At 62.9% G+C, this 18,114-nt stretch carries 17 protein-coding genes; 9 read left to right on the plus strand and 8 right to left on the minus strand.

Annotation, left to right across the window (positions count from 1 at the left end; translation table 11 throughout):
- Positions 1-166 precede the first annotated feature (166 nt).
- Together H3V53_RS39145 and H3V53_RS39150 are read left to right on the plus strand one after the other, a co-directional pair.
- Entirely contained in the window at positions 167-964 is a 798-nt protein-coding gene (locus tag H3V53_RS39145; protein WP_054924637.1) for a fumarylacetoacetate hydrolase family protein, read from the plus strand.
- A gap of 160 nt (positions 965-1,124) precedes the next feature.
- A complete protein-coding gene (locus H3V53_RS39150) occupies positions 1,125-2,156 on the plus strand; it encodes a 2-dehydropantoate 2-reductase (RefSeq protein WP_336602406.1) in 1,032 nt (343 codons plus the stop codon).
- A 63-nt stretch (positions 2,157-2,219) separates the two neighbouring features.
- On the opposite strand, the gene H3V53_RS39155 is transcribed toward H3V53_RS39150, so the two are convergent.
- Both H3V53_RS39155 and H3V53_RS39160 read right to left on the minus strand, forming a co-directional pair.
- Positions 2,220-2,399 carry a hypothetical protein gene (locus tag H3V53_RS39155; RefSeq protein ID WP_054924635.1) on the minus strand — a complete coding sequence of 60 codons (180 nt, stop codon included), beginning with the start codon at positions 2,397-2,399 and terminating at the stop codon, positions 2,220-2,222.
- 386 nt (positions 2,400-2,785) lie between these two features.
- A complete protein-coding gene (locus H3V53_RS39160) occupies positions 2,786-3,898 on the minus strand; it encodes a porin (RefSeq protein ID WP_336602407.1) in 1,113 nt (370 codons plus the stop codon).
- A gap of 298 nt (positions 3,899-4,196) precedes the next feature.
- Here H3V53_RS39160 and H3V53_RS39165 point away from each other — a divergent pair, with 298 nt between their 5' ends.
- Entirely contained in the window at positions 4,197-4,985 is a 789-nt protein-coding gene (locus H3V53_RS39165; protein ID WP_054924633.1) for an SDR family oxidoreductase, read from the plus strand.
- A 197-nt stretch (positions 4,986-5,182) separates the two neighbouring features.
- The gene (locus tag H3V53_RS39170; RefSeq protein WP_336602408.1) at positions 5,183-6,007 is read left to right on the plus strand and encodes a DUF72 domain-containing protein; all 825 of its coding nucleotides are present in this window, start codon (positions 5,183-5,185) and stop codon (positions 6,005-6,007) included.
- Between the two features lie 55 nt (positions 6,008-6,062).
- Here the strand turns inward: H3V53_RS39170 and H3V53_RS39175 are convergent, their stop codons facing one another.
- The 4 genes from H3V53_RS39175 to H3V53_RS39190 form a co-directional block, all read right to left on the minus strand.
- Positions 6,063-6,404, minus strand: coding sequence for a hypothetical protein (locus H3V53_RS39175; RefSeq protein ID WP_336602409.1), 342 nt, complete (start codon positions 6,402-6,404; stop codon positions 6,063-6,065).
- Between the two features lie 396 nt (positions 6,405-6,800).
- Entirely contained in the window at positions 6,801-7,100 is a 300-nt protein-coding gene (locus tag H3V53_RS39180) for a DUF4148 domain-containing protein (RefSeq protein ID WP_336602410.1), read from the minus strand.
- Between the two features lie 235 nt (positions 7,101-7,335).
- On the minus strand, positions 7,336-8,487 hold the full coding sequence (locus H3V53_RS39185) for a porin (protein ID WP_336602411.1): 1,152 nt from the start codon (positions 8,485-8,487) through the stop codon (positions 7,336-7,338).
- 269 nt (positions 8,488-8,756) lie between these two features.
- Positions 8,757-9,203 carry a hypothetical protein gene (locus tag H3V53_RS39190; RefSeq protein ID WP_054924629.1) on the minus strand — a complete coding sequence of 149 codons (447 nt, stop codon included), beginning with the start codon at positions 9,201-9,203 and terminating at the stop codon, positions 8,757-8,759.
- Positions 9,204-9,548: 345 nt separating this feature from the next.
- Here H3V53_RS39190 and H3V53_RS39195 point away from each other — a divergent pair, with 345 nt between their 5' ends.
- From H3V53_RS39195 to H3V53_RS39210, 4 genes are all read left to right on the plus strand, one after another.
- Complete coding sequence (locus H3V53_RS39195; protein WP_336602416.1) at positions 9,549-10,433, plus strand: TauD/TfdA dioxygenase family protein; 885 nt, start codon at positions 9,549-9,551, stop codon at positions 10,431-10,433.
- Positions 10,434-10,479: 46 nt separating this feature from the next.
- Positions 10,480-11,535, plus strand: a complete 1,056-nt coding sequence (locus tag H3V53_RS39200) for an ABC transporter substrate-binding protein (RefSeq protein ID WP_336602412.1) — start codon at positions 10,480-10,482, stop codon at positions 11,533-11,535.
- A gap of 258 nt (positions 11,536-11,793) precedes the next feature.
- Positions 11,794-12,633, plus strand: a complete 840-nt coding sequence (locus tag H3V53_RS39205) for an ABC transporter ATP-binding protein (protein WP_336602413.1) — start codon at positions 11,794-11,796, stop codon at positions 12,631-12,633.
- A complete protein-coding gene (locus H3V53_RS39210; RefSeq protein WP_336602414.1) occupies positions 12,630-13,508 on the plus strand; it encodes an ABC transporter permease in 879 nt (292 codons plus the stop codon). Before H3V53_RS39205 ends, H3V53_RS39210 begins: the two co-directional genes overlap by 4 nt.
- Positions 13,509-13,551: 43 nt before the next feature.
- On the opposite strand, the gene H3V53_RS39215 is transcribed toward H3V53_RS39210, so the two are convergent.
- Entirely contained in the window at positions 13,552-14,094 is a 543-nt protein-coding gene (locus H3V53_RS39215; RefSeq protein WP_054924624.1) for a cupin domain-containing protein, read from the minus strand.
- Between the two features lie 307 nt (positions 14,095-14,401).
- Between H3V53_RS39215 and H3V53_RS39220 the strand changes: the two genes are divergently transcribed.
- Positions 14,402-17,236 (plus strand): bifunctional diguanylate cyclase/phosphodiesterase, encoded by a 2,835-nt coding sequence (locus H3V53_RS39220; RefSeq protein ID WP_336602415.1) that lies wholly within the window; start codon positions 14,402-14,404, stop codon positions 17,234-17,236.
- A 12-nt stretch (positions 17,237-17,248) separates the two neighbouring features.
- On the opposite strand, the gene H3V53_RS39225 is transcribed toward H3V53_RS39220, so the two are convergent.
- Entirely contained in the window at positions 17,249-17,833 is a 585-nt protein-coding gene (locus tag H3V53_RS39225) for a peroxidase-related enzyme (RefSeq protein ID WP_336602417.1), read from the minus strand.
- Positions 17,834-18,114 lie beyond the last annotated feature (281 nt).

The following is an 18,114-nucleotide window of genomic DNA, read 5'->3' on the forward strand; positions in this document are numbered from 1 at the left end:
CGCTCGCCGCTGTTGGGCGAACACACGGACGAGGTGATGGCCGAACTCGGCTATTCGCCCGCGCAGATCGACGCGCTCAAGGCGTGCGGCGCGATCTGAACATGAAAACTCGTGACGCGGGCGTATTCACCGTGTCGGTCGATAAAAACATTCTGGAGACGGTTCGATGACATCGTGGATACGCTTTCGGCAGCCGCAAGGTCATATCGGTTTTGGCGTGCTCGATAACGGCAGTATTGCTGAGTTCGACGGCGACATGTTCGGCGAGGCCGCGGCCAACGGCAGGCAGTGGAAACTCGACGACGTGCAGTTGCTCAGTCCATGCGTGCCTTCCAAGGTTGTGGCGCTCTGGAACAATTTTCACGCGCTGTCGCAGAAGCTCGGCAAGGCCGCGCCGTCGCATCCACTCTTTCTGATCAAGCCGCCGATGTCGGTGATCGGCCCGGGCGAGCCGATTCGCCGCCCGAAAGGCTATAGCGGCAAGATCGCGTACGAAGGCGAACTCGGCATCGTGATCGGCAAGCGTTGCGCGAACGTGAGCGCCGACGAAGCCGGTGAATACATCTTCGGCTACACCTGCGTCAACGACGTCACGGCCGTCGATCTGCTCAACGAAGATCCGAATTTCGCGCAATGGTGCCGCTCGAAGGGCTTCGATACGTTCAGCTGTATCGGGCCCGTGATCGAACGCGGCTTCGACTGGCGCAGCGCGCATGTGGTCACGCGTCTGGACGAAGTCGAGCGGCAGAACTATCCGCTCTCCGACATGATCTTCACGCCCGAGCAACAGGTCAGCATGATCTCGCACGATATGACGCTGATGCCCGGCGATGTGATCGCCTGCGGGACGTCGGTGGGCGTGGGCTCGATCAAGGACGGCTCGACGGTCATCGTGTCGATCGACGGCATCGGCGCATTGCCGAACCAGCTTGCGGCCGCACGGCAGCCGGAGATGGTCGCCTAGCGTGCGTGTCGCACGCACACCGAACACGCAATCAACATGCTTGAGCCGGGGACGTAATCTCACATGAGTCGACGATGAATCGATCATGACGGTTGCGCGCTGCGTCGATGGACGCCCCGGCTCGATCTCACCGATCACTTCTTGGAATGGGAGCAGATAGATGAAGATCTGTGTTTATGGAGCCGGCGCGATTGGCGCCTATGTCGGCGCGCAACTGGCGCTCGCGGGCGCCGAGGTCAGTTTTGTCGCGCGCGGTCCGCATCTGGCCGCGATGCAGCGCAACGGCGTGCGTCTTCTGACGGACGATACCGAGCGGCTCGTCAATGTGCGCTGTTCTTCGGACCCGCGCGAACTCGGTCCGCAGGACTACGTGATCGTCGCGCTGAAGGCGCATTCAGTGCCGGGCGTCGTCGATGCGATGCAGCCGTTGCTCGGACCCGAGACGGCGATCGTCACGGCCGTCAACGGCATTCCGTACTGGTACTTCTACAAGCACGGCGGCGAGTTCGCGGGCACGACGCTCGAGAGCATCGACCCGGGCGGCACGCAGTGGAAGAAGCTCGGACCCGAGCGCGCGATTGGCTGCGTGGTTTATCCGGCAGCGGAAATCGTTGAGCCGGGCGTGATCAAGCATGTGTACGGCAAGAAGTTTCCGATCGGCGAGCCGGACGGCACGCGCTCGGCACGCGTTCAGGCGTTCTCCGATGTGATGGTGGCAGCGGGCCTCGAAGCGCCCGTGCGCGAGAACATCCGCGACGAAATCTGGCTGAAATTGTGGGGCAATCTGTGCTTCAACCCGATCAGCGCGTTGACGCACGCGACGCTCGATGTCATTACGAGCCACGTCGGCACGCGCGCGGTGGCGAAGACGATGATGCTCGAAGCGCAGAACGTGGCTGAGCGGTTCGGCGTGCATTTCCGCGTGGATGTCGAGAAGCGCATCAACGGCGCGGGCGCGGTGGGCGCGCACAAGACGTCGATGCTGCAGGATCTCGAAGCCGGACGCCCGATGGAGATCGATCCGTTGCTGACCGTCGTGCAGGAGATGGGGCGTCTGGTTGGGCATCAGACGCCGACTATCGATACCGTGCTGGCGTTGATCAAGCTGCGCGAGCAGATTGCGCAGCAGCCCAAGGACGACGCGCACGTAGCAACGCCGCCGCAGACGGCGCCCAGCGCCAAGGCCGCCTGATAACTCAGGGCGCGCCACCATGCGGGCCGCTCACGCGCGAAAGCGAGTACAGCGGCCTGCATCTCACACGGCATACGCATGTTCGCTGCGGCCGACGCTGTGGCCGACCCACAGGCCGGCGTCATAGGCCGCTTCCAGCGCGGCGAGCAGGTCAGGATATTCGTCGAGCGCGTCGATGTTGAGCAGGTTGCGCGCGATCAGGCCAAGCAGTTCGAGACGCTCTTCGTAGATGGGGTTGTTCATCGTGCACCTCCGTCAAGGTTGAAATCGTTCTGACCGCGTTCGCTGACCACTCCGTGCCATTGGCTGCTGAGCGTGGGCTGCAAGCGTGCCCGTCAGCGGCAGGAGCGCGAGTGCCGCGGTTCAAAGTCGAACCTGGAGAGATGCGATGCGCACGCGATCTTGCGTGCGTGTGGTGATCTCGTTGGCTTGCGTCTCAGGTTGAATCTGTGTCCGATTCAATAATAGTCGCTCGCGCGGCGCGATACGGGCGGTCAGGCGCCGCAGACTGAAGCACTACTCGAAACGCGTGACAGCGCGGCGCATTCCGGCGCACGCATGAAGCCGATGTATGAATGGAATGAGCACGGAACGCGTGCGTTCATTCGTCAGACGGTTAAACGGCGCATTCAGAATATGTGCATGATGCCGACATAAGCGCCCGTTTGCGATTCGCCGGGTAGCGGGTTGGTGTTCGCGCTGCCCGTTGCATCGCGCGATGTAGCGAACAACGAGAAGTTCGCCTGGCTGCTGTTGCGCACGTACGCGACGGTGCTGTACAGGAACGTGCGGGCGCTGAAGTGATAGGTGGAGCCGAGCACGAACATCGTCGCGTGGCCGGCGGGGTCGTGCGTCGCGTCGCCGGCGCCTTCGCTCAGGTGCACGTAGAACGCCGCGCCCGTCACCGCGAGCTGATGCGTTGCGTCCCATGTCGCGCCGAGCCAGTAGTAGTCGGCGCTATCGACGAGGCCGGCGGGGGTGTCGGGTGCCGACAGATGCGTATAGGCGCCCTGTATCTTGAACTTCGACACCCGCAGGTTCGCGCCGAGAAAGTACTCGCGCGAACTCGTGAAGATGTTCTCCATGCGGCCATCGACATCGCGCAGTTCGTCATAAATGCCGCGCACGTCGAACAGTGGCGAGTGATAGGACAGCATGATGCCGTCCGAGCGGCCGAACTCGCCAGGCGCGCCGCGATTGAAGCCGCTCGCCTGGTTACCGAATGCGTATTGCCCCTGCACATCGAAGCCGCCAACGACGGGGCTGTGATACTCGATGTTGTTGCTCGTCTGCTGCCAGTTGCGGCCGCGCACCAGCGACGCCGATGCAAACGCCTGCTGCACGAACGGATCGAATTCCCACACGCCGTCGCTGTCGATGAACAGATTGCGGCCTGCCTGGATCTGACCGTAACGCTTGTCGGCGAGCCCTGCATACGCACGCCGCGAGAACAGCCGGCCGCCGCTCGTCGTGCCGTTCATGATCTGCAAGCCCGTTTCCAGATCGAACAGAGACGACATTCCACCGCCGAGATCTTCCGATCCCTTGAAGCCCAGCATGCTGATGCCCCAGTCGCCACCTTCCGCGCTCCAGCTGGACACGCTGCCGCCCGTCGGCGTCGCGATGTGATTCAGATACTGGAGGCCGCCATCGATGCGTCCATAGAGCGCCACGCTGTTCTGCGCGAAGGCTGCGTGAGCGGCTAACGCGAGTATCGCCGCAAGCTGGGTGCGCATGTTCATGAGCGTTTTTGTAACCTCGATGAGGTGGATAGCTCGTTATTGGGTATCGCGCGCTGCATGACGCGTTTTGCATGGATGGCTCGGATGTCGCCGCGCGCTACGCGAATGTCTGTCGGATGCTAGTCCCGATTGGAAAATCTCGCTCGCGTTCCTCCAAGGCCTGTGCGGAGAAAGCTTGGCCGCGAATTTCCGACCTTCCGTCTGCAAGATCCCATCTGCCGCTCTACACTCGCGAGTACCCCTTCGCCATGCGCGCCGCGCGTGCGTGGCACTTTCCCAATGTTTGAAAGGAAACCAGATGGATCTCAAGATCAGCAACAAGCTAGCGCTCGTTTCTGGCTCGACCAAAGGGATCGGCCACGCGATTGCAGTTGGTCTCGCGCGTGAAGGCGCGAGCGTGATCCTCAATGGACGCTCGCAGCAGTCCGTCGATCAGGCGATCGACACGCTGCGCGCAAAAGTGCCCAATGCCTCCGTGCAGGGCTTCGCGGGCGACGTCGCCGATCCCGCGCAGGTGGCGCAGCTCGTCGAGCGTTTTCCGAGCGTCGATATTCTCGTCAACAACATGGGGATTTTCGATCCGAAGCCGTTCGAAGAAATCTCCAACGAAGAATGGCTGCGCTTTTTCAATGTGAACGTGATGTCGGGCGTGCAGTTGTCGCGCGCCTATCTGCCCGGCATGAAGCAGAAGAACTGGGGGCGCGTCGTGTTCATCAGCAGCGAGAGCGGCGTCCAGATTCCGACCGAGATGATTCACTACGGCTTGACGAAGACGGCGCAGATCGCGCTGTCGCGCGGTCTCGCGGAAACCTGCGCGGGCACGGGGGTAACGGTCAATAGCGTGCTGCCTGGCCCGACCAGCTCGGAAGGCGTCGAGGAGTTCGTCGACAAGCTCTCGGGCGGACAAAGTTTCGAAGCCTTCGAGAAGCAGTTCTTCAAGGAAGCGCGGCCCACTTCGATCCTGCAGCGCTTTACGACCCCCGAAGAAATCGCAAACATGGTCGTGTACGTGTGCTCGGAGTTGTCGTCGGCAACCAATGGCGCTGCCTTGCGCGCCGACGGCGGCGTCGTGCGTTCGGCGTTCTGAGCGTCGTCGCGTTGCAGCAAAAAGAGCGGCCATTTCGCTGCCGTTCGTTTGACTTTGCGGGGCGCCCGCAGCCGTCGTCTGCTGCGGGCGCGTGCGTCGTCCGCATGCCGTGCCCGGGCGCCGGGGCGGAAATGACGCCATACATCGTCTATGCTCTGCATCATCGGCTCCATCGCGGGCCGCGCCAAGGCGTGAACATGGTTACTCGAAAAAAGAATGCAGACGCAACGCGAATTCGTGTCGGGATTGGTGGCTGGACCTTCGAACCCTGGCGCGGCGTGTTCTATCCGGAAGGGCTCGCGCAAAAGCGCGAACTCGAATACGCGAGCCGGCAGCTCACGACAATCGAAATCAACGGCACTTTCTACGGGTCGCAAAAGCCCGCGACTTTCGCGAAGTGGCACGACGAAACCCCTGACGACTTCGTGTTCGCGCTGAAGGCTCCGCGTTTTGCGACACATCGGCGCGTGCTGGCGGAAGCGCGCGATTCCATCGACCGATTCGTGGCGAGCGGCGTGCTCGAGCTGAAGACGAAGCTAGGCCCGATCAACTGGCAATTCCCGCCGACCAAACAGTTCGACGCCGACGACTTCGGCAGCTTTCTCGAACTGTTGCCCGCGAAAGTAGACGGATACGTGTTGCGCCACGCCGTCGAAGTCCGTCACGAGAGCTTTTGCAACGAGGCGTTCGTCGCACTCGCGCGCAAGCATGATGTGGCGATCGTCGTCGCGGGCGACTCGAAGTATCCGCAGATCGCCGACCCGACGGCGTCGTTCGTCTACGCGCGCATCATGGGCACGGAAGAAAAGAATCCACTCGGCTATACAAAGAAGTTGCTCGATCAATGGCTCGAGCGCGCGCAGACGTGGGCGTCGGGCGGCGTAGCCGACGGCCTCGACACCTATGCTGACGCCGCGCCGAAGAAGGCGCGCGACGTCTTTATCTATGTGATCAGCGGGTACAAGGCGCATAACCCTGCCGCTGCGATGGCGCTGATCGAGCGGATCAACGCGGCCAGATGAAGTGCCGGCACAGACGCCGGCGCGAACAATCAGCGTAGTGAGTCAGCGCAACCGCTCAGCGCTCGGGTGCCTCGAGCGCGCAGGGCGTGTGCACCAACGGCGCCCCGGCCGATGCGCCTGCCTGTGAGGCGGGCGGTTCGAACGCGGCCCACTGCGTCCATGCGGGCGCGGCGCCCGGCGTGCGCAGACGCAGCGCGCGCGAACCGTCGGCGAACACCAGCGATTCGAGATCGAACAGACGCTCCGTTGCGACGCCGCCCGGCGTCACGCTGCCCATTTGATGGGTAAAGCGCAGATTGCCTTCGCGCAGCAAATCGAGGTAGCTGTCGCATTGCGCGGAGGGCGGTCTGACCGTCCAGCGGTTAAGCAGTTTTGCGGCGATTTCGGCATCGAACATCGTGATTTCTCCTCGCCTGAGCGCCGCGAGCCCGTGAGGGGCTGCGGCGGGCTGGTGTCCGCTTCGCGGCGGACTATCCGTGATCAGTCGGCACTTTCGCGTGCGCGAAAGGCGTGTCTTCCCACCACTATAGTCAAAATTATGGTGCGATGCACAAAGCCGGACCGAGATCACGGTCTAATCGTTGTTTTGATGTCAATGCCGCACGGCCGTCGTGTTGCTTAAGCGCTCAACGGCAGGGGGAAATGCGCGCAGTTGCGCGGAGAAGCGGTGTCGATCGGTATATTTGCGCGTGTGACGCACAATCGTGGCGTGTGCGTATTTTGTCTGACGAATACGCTTCAACAATGCGGCTGCGCGCGCTGCGTCGCAGGAAGCCGCGCACGCATCGCGATGTCACTGCTCGGCGGCGCGCGCCGAACCGGACTGTGAAGAGCCCGACACGCCCGCGCCATACGCGGACTGAGCCGCGCGTTTTTCCGTGAGCCGCTGCATCGCGGCCTGCGTCTTCGCGGGATAGGTCGGGTCTTCGCCGCCCCCCGCGCTATAGCCGACCGACGCCAGATCGGCGAGTTCCTGACGCACCTGCGCGCGCGTGAGACGGGTGCTGGGTTCCTGCGCGTGAGTGAGGGCAGGTGCGGCGGCAAACAGGGCCGCGGTCAGAGTGGCGACGGCGGCGGCGACGGTGGACTTCAAAACGTTCTCCCAATGGCGATCCGTGGATGCCGGCGGTGTTGCATGAGCCGGCAGATGAAGTCTACGGATCGCTTCTCGCGGGAAAAACGGGCGTAGCTGGAAGGCATCCTTCCGCGTCGTACAACGATGCCCGCAGCTTGCCGTGCACCATGCGTAAAAAAGCCCGCCGCACGAAACGTGCGGCGGGCTCGATACGCAAGGCGCGGAGAAAGACGCGTTGGCCTGCAAGCGTTGCCTAGAAGCGGTGGCGCATGCCCACCGTTGCGACAACCTGGTTGGCCGTCGACGACGCGCCGCCCGACGTGTTGATGAACGCGACGTAGCCCTGGCCGATCGCGTGCTGATACATCGCTTCGGCGTAGACGTCCGTGCGCTTCGAGAACGCGTAGATGGCCTGCGCGTTGACCTGGTTGAACTTCGGATCGGTACCGAACTTGGCCGAGCCGCTCGTGTGGCCGTCCGTGTATGTGTCCGTCAGGCCGAACGTGACGGCAGGCGTCAGCGCATACTTCGCGTTCAGTTCATAGTTGTCGAAGTGCATCGAGCCGTTGGTCATGCCGAACGCAGCCGACTGCTGATAGTGGCTGTTCGTGTACACGAAGCCGACCACGGCGGGACCGAATGCGTAGTTGATACCCGCGCCGAACACGCGCTCGACGCCCGCGCCAACCTGGAAGCCGCCGGTGCCGTTTGCAGCGGATTCGGCCGTGTCGATTGCGCCGCTTGTGTTGGTCGCGCTATTCGAGCCGTTGATCTGCAGGTAGCCGGCCGCGACGTTCAACGCACCCCATTGATAGCTCGCGCCCGCGCTATACGCACGGTTCATCGCGAAGTCGGTGCTGTTCGAGAACGCGTACAACGCGCCGAACTTGAAGCCCGCGTAATTGTTGCTCGCGTACTTGACGGCGTTGTTCATCCGCACGGAGTGGTTCAGGTTGTCGTTGTCGAACGGGTGAGCAAAGCCCGTGTCGCCGAACGTGCCGGCCGTGCCCGACAGCGGCGCGACGTAATCGACGAGCGAGTCGTACTGACGGCCCAGCGTGATCGTGCCGAGCGTGCTGCTGCTCAGGCCCACGAAAGCCTGGCGGCCGAACAGACGGCTGTGCTGGCCGAGCGTGCCGTTCTGCACGTTGAAGCCGTTTTCGAGCACGAAGATCGCCTTGTAGCCGCCGCCCAGATCTTCGGCGCCGCGCAGGCCGAAGCGGCTGCCGTTGATGGTGCCGCTCGTCGCCTGAAACAGCGAGCCGCTCGCGCCGCCCTTCTGCACGTTGTTGGTGTACATGAGACCCGCGTCGATGATGCCGTACAGCGTGACCGAGCTTTGCGCATGTGCGGTTGTGGCGGCGAGGGCGCCGAGCACCGCAACGGCGGCGGGGATTTTTTTCATGAGTTCTGCTCCAGCGAATCCAGACAGTGAGTGATAAAACAGCCTGGCGAGTATAGGAAAACGCGGGGTTCGATTGAACGCAGTGTTGCTGCAGGAGACTGTTACGCGCAGCCGCGTGAATACGTCATCAAATCGAAATAATCGGCGTCATGCTTACGAAAAGCGATGCGCGACCAGCCCGCTACGCACGCATTGCGCGGAAAAGATTAGCGAAACTTGAGTGGCCGTTTGATGGCACGCATGCACCAAATGCGCGAATAACAACACCCTCAACCGGCGCTGCAGACGATGGCGGTGAGCACGAATGGCAGAACCTGTTTGACGGTGGCTTCGCTGCCCGCCTGCTGAACGCGCACGCGCACGGAGTCCGACGGGCCCGAGACGACGACGCCATAAATCGAATCGGCTTCTACCTTGCCGCTGCCTTGTCTGAAGATTGAATCGTCGCGTTGATAGCCGAGCACCGCGTAGACGTGAAAGCCGAATGCAGTGAGATCGCGCCCGCGCTTCGGACGAAATGCATTGACGGAATTGGACTCGACGCGCATCGGATTGGGATCGATGTACTGATCGTCGAGGAGCGGCTGGATGAATGCGTGCGCGTCGGTCTTGCACACGAGTTGTCCATCGAGATCGAGCCCGAACGCCGGCGCGCAGCTGAGTCCCGTTCCCACCGCGGCCAGCACGGCAATCGAAGAGATGAAGTCCTTTTGCATACTCGTGCGAGACCCCTGAGCCGGCGAAGGCCGGTTACCGATGTTAGCCCGAAGTTCTCGTGCCCGTCAGCCGACGTGTGTGCGCTAGCGAGCGGTGCCGCTGTGCAGGTTCGCGCGAATGGGTGAGCCGAGGCAGAAATCTAGCAAATACTGTGCGCAGCGGGCTCACACAAGAGGCGGGCGGCAAGCGCCGCTCTCCAGGCTAGCAGGCTGTTTATCGCTGCGGCAGATATGAGTATGGGATTTGCTTCGTTGACGGCCCCGGGCGTGCGCCGTAGATTCAACCCATCGCCGCTACCTCAAAGAACATTCAGCGTGAGCACCCCCATTTCGTCTTTTTCTCCCATGACATCGAAAGCGCATTCCGCTGGCGCGCAACCGTCGCTCGAGATCGTTCCATTCGACGCGCCCGTCGGTGCGCAAGTGCTCGGTCTTGATTTGAGCCAGCCGCTTGGCGCGGAGGATTTCGCGCGCATTCATCGCGCGCATCTCGACTATCACGTACTCGTGTTCCGCGATCAACGGATCACGCCCGAGCAGCACATCGCATTCAGCCGCCGCTTCGGACCGCTGCAGATTCACGTGCTGCATCAATTTCAGCTGCCCGGCTATCCGGAAGTGCTGATCGTGTCGAATATCCGCGAAAACGGCCAGCCGATCGGACTCGGCGATGCTGGCCACTTCTGGCATTCGGATCTGTCGTACAAGGAAAAGCCCAGTCTCGGCTCGCTGCTGCATGCGCAGGAGTTGCCGCCCGAAGGCGGCGACACGCTGTTCGCAAACATGCATCTGGCGTGGGACACGTTGCCCGCGCATTTGCGCAGCGCAGTCGAAGGGCGCAAAGCGGGGCATACGTATCTCGCGAAATACGCGGAACTGCAAAAACGCAGTCCGTGGCGGCCCAACCTGACGGCCGGGCAGATTGCCGAGGTGAAGCCCGTCGTGCATCCCATCGTGCGCACGCATCCGGAAACGGGCCGCAAGGCGCTGTTCGTCAGCGAGCATTTCACGACGCACATCGAGGGCTTGCCCGAAGACGAAAGCCGCGAACTGCTCGAGGCGCTCTTCGCTCATAGCGTGCGCGACGAGCATATCTATCGTCACCAATGGGCCGAGCACGATCTCGTGTTCTGGGACAACCGCTCGCTGATGCATCTTGCCGCGGGCACGCCCGATCATTTGCGGCGCAAGCTGTACCGCACGACGATCGAAGGCGACGTGCCGTTCTGAGCACTCAGGTTCTCTTTCTTTCCGACTTTCGATCCGCGGAGTTTCCATGCAGTTTTCCATTCGCCCGGCCGCCGCGGCGCGGCCTTCTTTCGCCCGCCGTTTCGCTGCGACGGTGCTCGCTTTGTCGCTGGGTGCGGCGGCGCTGGCCGTGCCGCCCGATGCGCGCGCCGAAGGCCATATTCGCGTCGCGGAGCAGTTCGGCATTGTGTATCTGATGCTGAACGTTGCGCGCGACCAGCAGTTCATCGAGAAGGAAGGGCGCAAGGAAGGCCTCGACATCAAGGTCGATTGGGTGAAGCTGTCGGGCGGTTCGGCCGTCAACGACGCGCTGCTGTCGGGCTCGATCGATGTCGCGGGCGCGGGCGTCGGTCCGCTGCTGACGATCTGGGACCGCACGCACGGCAAGCAGAACGTGAAGGGCGTCGCGTCGCTCGGCAATCTGCCGTACTACCTCGTCTCGAACAATCCCAACGTGAAGACGATCGCCGACTTCACCGACAAGGATCGCATCGCGCTGCCCGCCGTCACGGTGTCCGTGCAATCGCGCGTATTGCAGTTTGCGTCCGCGAAGCGTTGGGGCGACAAGGACTACAACCGCCTCGACAAGCTGACGCAGGCGGTTCCGCATCCCGATGCCGCCGCCGCCATCATCGCGGGCGGCACGGAGATCACGGGGCATTTCGGCAATCCGCCGTTTCAGGAACAGGAACTCGCTGCCAATCCGAAAGCGCATATCGTGCTGAACTCATACGACGTGCTGGGCGGGCCGGGTTCGGCGACCGTGCTGTACGCAACGGAAAAATTTCGCAGCGAGAATCCGAAGACCTATCGCGCCTTCGTCAATGGACTCGCCGATGCCGCGCGTTTCATCACTGCCAATCCGGAAGCCGCTGCCGATATCTACATTCGCGTGAATCAGGCGAAGACGGATCGCAATCTGCTGCTATCCGTGATCCGCGATCCACAGGTGCAGTTCAAGACCGCGCCGCAAAATACGTTCGCGCTCGCGCAGTTCATGTACCGCGTTGGCGTGATCCGCAACGAGCCGAAATCCTGGAAGGACTACTTCTTCGATGACCCGGCGACAGCCGCGGGCAGTTGAACGTCGAGACTTCGCATCACACGAAAACCCGCTATTTCAGCGGGTTTTCTGTTTTTGCGCGAGCGGAGATGGCAACGCTAAAGGGGACGCAGGCGCGGTCATAGCGCGATTTACAGCGCTTATGCATGACACAGCATTGAATATGCTTTTTCATTGGTTGGTGCGCGGGGCCGCTCGCCGTATGTTGTGGTTTTGCTCATGCGGTGCCGTCATCGTGAAAGCCATGTCGCAAGCAGTTCAATTCGAGGGAGCGCGCTGATGGTCGCGAATCCTTCCGTGATATTTCCCGAACCACCCGGGCTCGATGCACAGAACGCGGCCGTGCATTCGAGCCGTCTTCTTGCCGTCGATCGCGTGAGCCTCGAATACCGCGCGCGCGAGCGCGTGGTGCGCGCGACGCACGAGGTCAGCTTCGACGTCTATGGCGGCGACCGCTTCGTGCTGCTCGGTCCTTCCGGCTGCGGCAAGTCGACATTGCTCAAAGCCGTCGGCGGTTTCATCAAGCCGGTGTCGGGCACGATCGCGCTCGATGGCGAAGCGGTGCGTGAACCAGGCGCGGATCGCATTGTCGTGTTTCAGGAGTTCGATCAGTTGCCGCCGTGGAAGACGGTGCTGGAGAACATCGCGTTCCCGCTGCGGGCGGCAAAGAAGCTGAGTCGCGCGGAGGCAAAAGAATGCGCGCAGCACTATCTCGACAAGGTCGGTCTTGCCGCATTTGCCGATGCCTATCCGCATACGTTGTCGGGCGGCATGAAGCAGCGCGTCGCGATTGCGCGCGCGCTCGCGATGCAGCCGCGCGTGCTGCTGATGGACGAACCGTTCGCCGCGCTCGATGCGCTCACGCGCCGCAAGATGCAGGAGGAGCTGCTGCGTCTATGGGAAGAAGTGCGCTTCACGCTGCTGTTCGTCACGCATTCGATCGAGGAAGCGTTGATCGTCGGTAGCCGCATTCTGCTGCTGTCGCCGCATCCGGGCCGCGTGCGCGCCGAACTCAACAGCCATCAGTTCACCCAGGACAGCTTTGGCCGCAGCGATTTCCAGCAGCGCGTCGCGCAGATTCACCGGCTGCTGTTCGAACCAACGGAGTCCGTCCGATGAGCACGCCTTCCTCGTTCCTGCCGCCCGTGCGCCCCGAGTACGAGCGGCCGCTCGAACCCGTCGGCGAGCTTTCCGTCGAAGCGCCGTTGCCGCTCGGCCGACGTCTTGCGAACCAGTCGTGGCTCAGCAAGTCGATCATCGCGCTGGTGCTGATCGCCACATGGGAAATCGCCGCGCGCGCGATCGACAACGACCTGCTGCTGCCCACCTTCGGCGCGACGTTCGCGGCCTTCGTGCAGGGGATCGCATCGGGCGAGCTGCTGCAGAAGACGGCCGTATCGATGTCGGTGCTGTTGCGCGGCTACCTGCTCGGCGTTGCGTTGGCGTTCGTGCTGACGTCGCTAGCCGTGTCGACGCGCGTGGGGCGCGATCTGCTGTCGATGCTGACCGCGATGTTCAATCCGTTGCCGTCCATTGCGCTGCTGCCGCTTGCGCTGCTGTGGTTCGGCCTGGGCACGGGCAGCCTCCTGTTCGTGCTCGTGCATGCCGTGCTGTGGCCGCTCGCGCTCAATACGTACGCGGGTTTCCGCGCCGTCCCTGCAACCTTGCGCATGGCCGGCCGCAACTACGGGCTCACGGGGCTGCGCCATGTCGTGCTGATACTCGTGCCCGCCGCGCTGCCGTCGATTCTCGCGGGGCTGCGAGTAGGCTGGGCCTTCGCGTGGCGCACGCTGATCGCGGCCGAACTCGTGTTCGGCGCGAGCAGCGGCAACGGCGGACTTGGCTGGTACATCTTTCAGAACCGCAACGAGCTTTATACGGATCGCGTGTTCGCGGGCCTCGCGGCCGTCATCGCGATCGGGCTGATCGTCGAGCATCTCGTGTTCGACACGCTGGAACGCGTCACGGTGCGGCGCTGGGGCTTGCAGCACTGACGCTGCACCATGGCGATGCAGCGTGCCGGCAACGGTGACACGCTCACGCGGCGCCTGGCCAGTTCGCGATCAGCGGGCCTTGTGCGCCGAGTACGGGATCGCTGTGCGGAAAGGGCAGCGCTTCCATTGCGGCGCGTTCCTTGTCGGTGAGCGCGTCGCGCCGGATGTCCCATTGCTGGCCCGGCGGATAGGCGCCGACCACATTGAGCGGTCCGCTCGACGATTCCAGACAGTGCCCCGTCCCCGCCGGCAGCAGGATCACGTCGCCCGCTTCCAGATGAACGACGCGCCCACCTGGGCCGCCCACGATTACGTCGGCCGTTCCGCCCGCAATGCCGAGCACCTCGTGCGCGGACGAGTGAAAGTGGTGGTAGTCGAAAATACCGTTGCGCCACTTCGGCGGCCAGCCGTTGCGTTCGAACATCGCTTCGAAGGCGTCGGCGAGCTTGTCGCCGTCGGCGTCGCCTTTACTGTCCAGCACGTCGCGGTACAGGATCACGGGCAAGTGCGCATTGTTCGGCACCCAATCGCGCGGGCCGAGCTTGAACACATCGGTACGGACGGCGCCCTTCGTGTGTGCTTGCATGTCTGCTCCTCGACTGATGCGCCGCGCAAGTGAAGGGTAAAAGGGGGACATAGGGCCATGCACGGCGGCGCGTTCGTCAGCAAAGCAGCAATTGCCGTTCCGCAGCAATCAGGGCAAAACCGGATCGGAAAGGGATCGGCGCAAACGTTTTCATTTCATCCGCCCGACATTTTTGCGGGACAGATACATCAAGTTTGCGGTCCCTTTCGTCGTTATAACAGCCTTGCATCGGAGCCACGCGCTCGCGCGCCGGCTGCGGTCGCGGACGATGAAAAAACCAACTACGGACGGCGCGAGGGGCTGACTTATGTGGAATGCCGATCTGTCGGCAGACGGGACGGGAGCGCAACCGATCGACGAGGCGGCGCGCGCGGTGGACGCGAGCGGCGCGCCATGGGCGTGGTATCGCGCGGGCCAGCATCTCGAGCTCGTGCGCGAAGGCGCGACGCGCTTCGACTGGCCGCGCACGATCGTGCCCGCGATGCTGCACGACGCCTGCGTCGAGCGCGGCTGGTTCGCGTGGCCCACGGGCCGCAGCGAGCTGGCGCTCGGCTGGCTGCTGGCGCCGGCATCGTTCGCGACGGACGCGCGCTTTGGCGCGCTGGCGCGTGCCATCGGCGAACAGATGCAGGCCGATGCGCTGGTGCGCGCGCAAAACGTGCAGCGCGTGCTGTACGACATTGCGTATCTCGCCAGCTCGATCAGCGAACGCGGCGAATTCCTGCAGGCCATCCACGAGCGTCTCGGCACGCTGATCGACGCGGAAAACTTCTACCTCGCGCTTTACGACCGGGAAACGGGAGGAGTCACTTACCCGTACTACATCGATCTGATCGACACGGAGACCGTCGACACGAATCACATGGATGTCGTCGACCCCGAATGCCTGTCGCTGACGGGCCACGTGCTGACGACGGGCCAGCCGCTGCTGATCGACGAGAAGGGCATCATCGAGGCGTCGGCGGCGGGGCGCTTTCATTGCGTCGGACATCGTCCGAAGTTCTGGATGGGCGCGCCGCTGAAGAACGCATCGGATGAAGTGTTCGGCATGGTGACGATGCAGGTGTACGACGCGTCGCGCATTTACAGCGCGGAGGACCGCGCGCTCTTTCTCGTCGTCGCGCGACATGTGGCGATGGCGCTCGATCGCATTCTGCACCGTGTCGGGCTCGAAGACGAAGTGGCGCGACGCACGGCCGAACTCTCGCGGCTGAACGATACGCTGCGCGAAGAGATCGCCGAGCGCGAGCGCGCGCAGCATTTGCAGGCGGCATTGTTCGAAATCGCGGAGCTGTCGAGTCAATCGGTCGATATCGGCAAGTTCTTTCGCAGCCTGCATGAAATCGTGGGCGGCTTGCTGTCCGCGAAGAACTTCTATATTGCGCTATATGAGCCCGCGACAGCGGAAGTGTCGTTCCCGTATTACATCGACGAAATGCAGCGCGACGTGCCCGCGCCGCGCCGCCGCATGCGCGGGCTGACCGAATACGTGATACGCCAGCGCGTGCCGTGCCTGCTCGATACGCTCGACGCCCAGCGTCTTGTCGAAGCGGGCGAAATCAAGTTCGACAGCGAGAACATCCGCTTGCGCTCGTGGCTCGGCGTGCCGCTGTTCGACGGCAGCGTGGTGCGCGGCGTGCTCGTCGTGCAGAGCTATACGTCGAGCGTGCGCTATGACAGGCGCGATCAGGAGCTGCTGACCTTCGTGTCGCGTCACATCGATACGGCGCTGTCGCGGCGGCGCGTCGCGGAAGCGCAGCATGCGGCGAATCTCGAACTCGAAGGGCGCGTGCTCGCGCGCACGCAGGAACTCGATGCGGCCAACGCGCGTCTGTTGCACGAGAACTATCACGACGCGCTGACGGGCCTGCCTAACCGCTCGCATCTGTACGAGCGGCTCGAAGCGGCGTGGCACCGCTACAGCGAGCGCGGCGATCCGTTGTCCGTGCTGTTCATCGATCTCGACCGCTTCAAGGTCATCAACGACAGCCTCGGGCATCTGTTCGGGGACGCCCTGCTCGTCGAAGTGGCGCAGCGTCTGCGCGAATGCCTGCGGCGCGACGATCTGCTCGCGCGGTTAGGCGGCGACGAGTTCGCCGTCGTCGTGCCCGGCGCAAATCTGCAGACGGTGTTGTCGCTTGCCGAGCGCATTCTCGCGGCGTTCGATGCGCCGTTCAACATCGGCGAGCACACGGTTTTCTCTTCATGCAGTGTCGGCGTGGTGAGCGCGGACGGCGCCTACCATCTGAAGCCTGCCGATCTGCTGCGCGACGCCGATGCCGCCATGTATCGCGTGAAGAATCGCGGCCGCGACAGCTTCGCGGTATTCAACCAGCAGATGCGCCGTGAACTGTCGGACCAGATCGAAACGGAGGGCGCGCTGCGCAATGCGCTCAAGCGCAACGACGAACTGGTGCCGTATTTCCAGCCTATTGTCGATATCGACACCGGCAAGCTGGTCGCGCTGGAAGCGTTGATCCGCTGGCGGCAGCCGAACGGCGAGGTCTGGGCGCCGGGCCGTTTTCTGCCTGCTGTGGAAGGGCTCAAGTTGATTGGCCGTCTCGATATGTACATGCTCACGCGCGTTGCCGAAATTCTGGCGCAGCCCGAGTATCTCGACTGGCCGCCCGTGCAGGTCAATCTGTCGAGCTATAGCATCACGCGCCCCGAGTTCGCCGACGAACTGCTCATGCTGCTCGAACGCTATGGCGTGCACCCGTCGCGCATTTCGCTCGAATTGACGGAAGGCGCGCTCGTGGCCGAGCCGGATCTTGCGCGCAACACGATGCAAAGTCTCGCTGACAGCGGCATGTCCGTCGTGCTCGACGACTTCGGCACGGGCTTTTCATCGCTGAGTTATGTGCACCAGTATCGCTTCAGCGGGCTGAAGATCGACAAGTCGTTCGTGCTGGAACTCACGCAGAGCGCGCGGAGCCGCGCGATCGTGCGTGCGATCGTGCGGATGGCGGAGTCGCTCGAACTGACGGTCGTCGCCGAAGGCATCGAGGATCAGGCGACGCTCGAACTGCTGCGCAACATCGGCGCGGCCCATGGCCAGGGCTACCATCTGGCGCGGCCGATGTCGCTCGAAAGCCTGATGACGTCGCCCCTCGCGCCGCGCGCGCGGGCGCTGGAGCAGTAGTTTTTCCGATCGCTATTCGCGCGGGATGCGGCCCATCAGGTAGAACTCGTCGTTGGGCCGCATCGAGATGACGTTCGCCATGCGGTTCGACAGGCCGAAAAACGCGGTGATGGCGGCGATGTCCCAGATGTCGGCGTCGCTGAAGCCGTGCGTGCGCAGCGCGTCGAAGTCGGCATCGTCGACGCTGGCCGAGTCGCGGCACACTTTTAGCGCGAAATCGAGCATCGCTTTCTGGCGCGGCGTGATATCGGCTTTGCGATGATTGACGGCGATCTGGTCCGCGAGCAACGGCTCTTTTTCGTAGATGCGCAAGATGGCGCCGTGTGCGACGACGCAGTAGAGGCAGTCATTGACCGCGCTCGTCGCGACGACGATCATTTCGCGCTCGCCTTTCGTGAGGCCGCCTTCTTTGAGCATCAGGGCATCGTGGTAAGCGAAGAAGGCGCGGAATTCATCGGGACGATGGGCGAGTGTCAGGAACACGTTCGGCACGAAGCCCGCCTTGTTCTGGACCTCGAGAATGCGGGCGCGGATGTCGTCGGGCCATTCGGCGGGTGTCGGGACGGGGTAGCGGCTGATGGGTTTCGGTGTTGGCATTCTGGCTTGTCTCCGGGTTTTGTGCGCCTTGGCGGCGCGGGCGGTTTTTGCGTTCGCTTTTGATTGTCTTTGTTTTTTGTCTGTCTTGGTCTTGGTCTTGGGGTGTTGGTGTTGAGTGTTTGCCGATTCGCTGGCATCCGCGATTCGCCTGCGCGGCGCAGGCGTTGCCGTTGTGTGTTTGCCCTTTGCGCGGGCATCCGCGATAGCGCCTCGCGGCGCAGGCGTTACCCCTGTGCGGGGCGGCACTTACTTTCTTTGCCGCCGCAAAGAAAGTAAGCAAA

Source organism: Paraburkholderia bengalensis (assembly GCF_037126505.1).
GTDB lineage: Bacteria > Pseudomonadota > Gammaproteobacteria > Burkholderiales > Burkholderiaceae > Paraburkholderia > Paraburkholderia bengalensis.

What these genes read in the sequence shown, in the direction of transcription:
- H3V53_RS39145 (WP_054924637.1), top strand. Translation starts at nt 167, where the DNA reads ATGACATCGTGGATACGCTTTCGGCAGCCGCAAGGTCATATCGGTTTT.
- H3V53_RS39150 (WP_336602406.1), top strand. Translation starts at nt 1,125, where the DNA reads ATGAAGATCTGTGTTTATGGAGCCGGCGCGATTGGCGCCTATGTCGGC.
- H3V53_RS39155 (WP_054924635.1), bottom strand. Translation starts at nt 2,399, where the DNA reads ATGAACAACCCCATCTACGAAGAGCGTCTCGAACTGCTTGGCCTGATC.
- H3V53_RS39160 (WP_336602407.1), bottom strand. Translation starts at nt 3,898, where the DNA reads ATGAACATGCGCACCCAGCTTGCGGCGATACTCGCGTTAGCCGCTCAC.
- H3V53_RS39165 (WP_054924633.1), top strand. Translation starts at nt 4,197, where the DNA reads ATGGATCTCAAGATCAGCAACAAGCTAGCGCTCGTTTCTGGCTCGACC.
- H3V53_RS39170 (WP_336602408.1), top strand. Translation starts at nt 5,183, where the DNA reads ATGGTTACTCGAAAAAAGAATGCAGACGCAACGCGAATTCGTGTCGGG.
- H3V53_RS39175 (WP_336602409.1), bottom strand. Translation starts at nt 6,404, where the DNA reads ATGTTCGATGCCGAAATCGCCGCAAAACTGCTTAACCGCTGGACGGTC.
- H3V53_RS39185 (WP_336602411.1), bottom strand. Translation starts at nt 8,487, where the DNA reads ATGAAAAAAATCCCCGCCGCCGTTGCGGTGCTCGGCGCCCTCGCCGCC.
- H3V53_RS39190 (WP_054924629.1), bottom strand. Translation starts at nt 9,203, where the DNA reads ATGCAAAAGGACTTCATCTCTTCGATTGCCGTGCTGGCCGCGGTGGGA.
- H3V53_RS39195 (WP_336602416.1), top strand. Translation starts at nt 9,549, where the DNA reads ATGACATCGAAAGCGCATTCCGCTGGCGCGCAACCGTCGCTCGAGATC.
- H3V53_RS39200 (WP_336602412.1), top strand. Translation starts at nt 10,480, where the DNA reads ATGCAGTTTTCCATTCGCCCGGCCGCCGCGGCGCGGCCTTCTTTCGCC.
- H3V53_RS39205 (WP_336602413.1), top strand. Translation starts at nt 11,794, where the DNA reads ATGGTCGCGAATCCTTCCGTGATATTTCCCGAACCACCCGGGCTCGAT.
- H3V53_RS39210 (WP_336602414.1), top strand. Translation starts at nt 12,630, where the DNA reads ATGAGCACGCCTTCCTCGTTCCTGCCGCCCGTGCGCCCCGAGTACGAG.
- H3V53_RS39215 (WP_054924624.1), bottom strand. Translation starts at nt 14,094, where the DNA reads ATGCAAGCACACACGAAGGGCGCCGTCCGTACCGATGTGTTCAAGCTC.
- H3V53_RS39220 (WP_336602415.1), top strand. Translation starts at nt 14,402, where the DNA reads ATGTGGAATGCCGATCTGTCGGCAGACGGGACGGGAGCGCAACCGATC.
- H3V53_RS39225 (WP_336602417.1), bottom strand. Translation starts at nt 17,833, where the DNA reads ATGCCAACACCGAAACCCATCAGCCGCTACCCCGTCCCGACACCCGCC.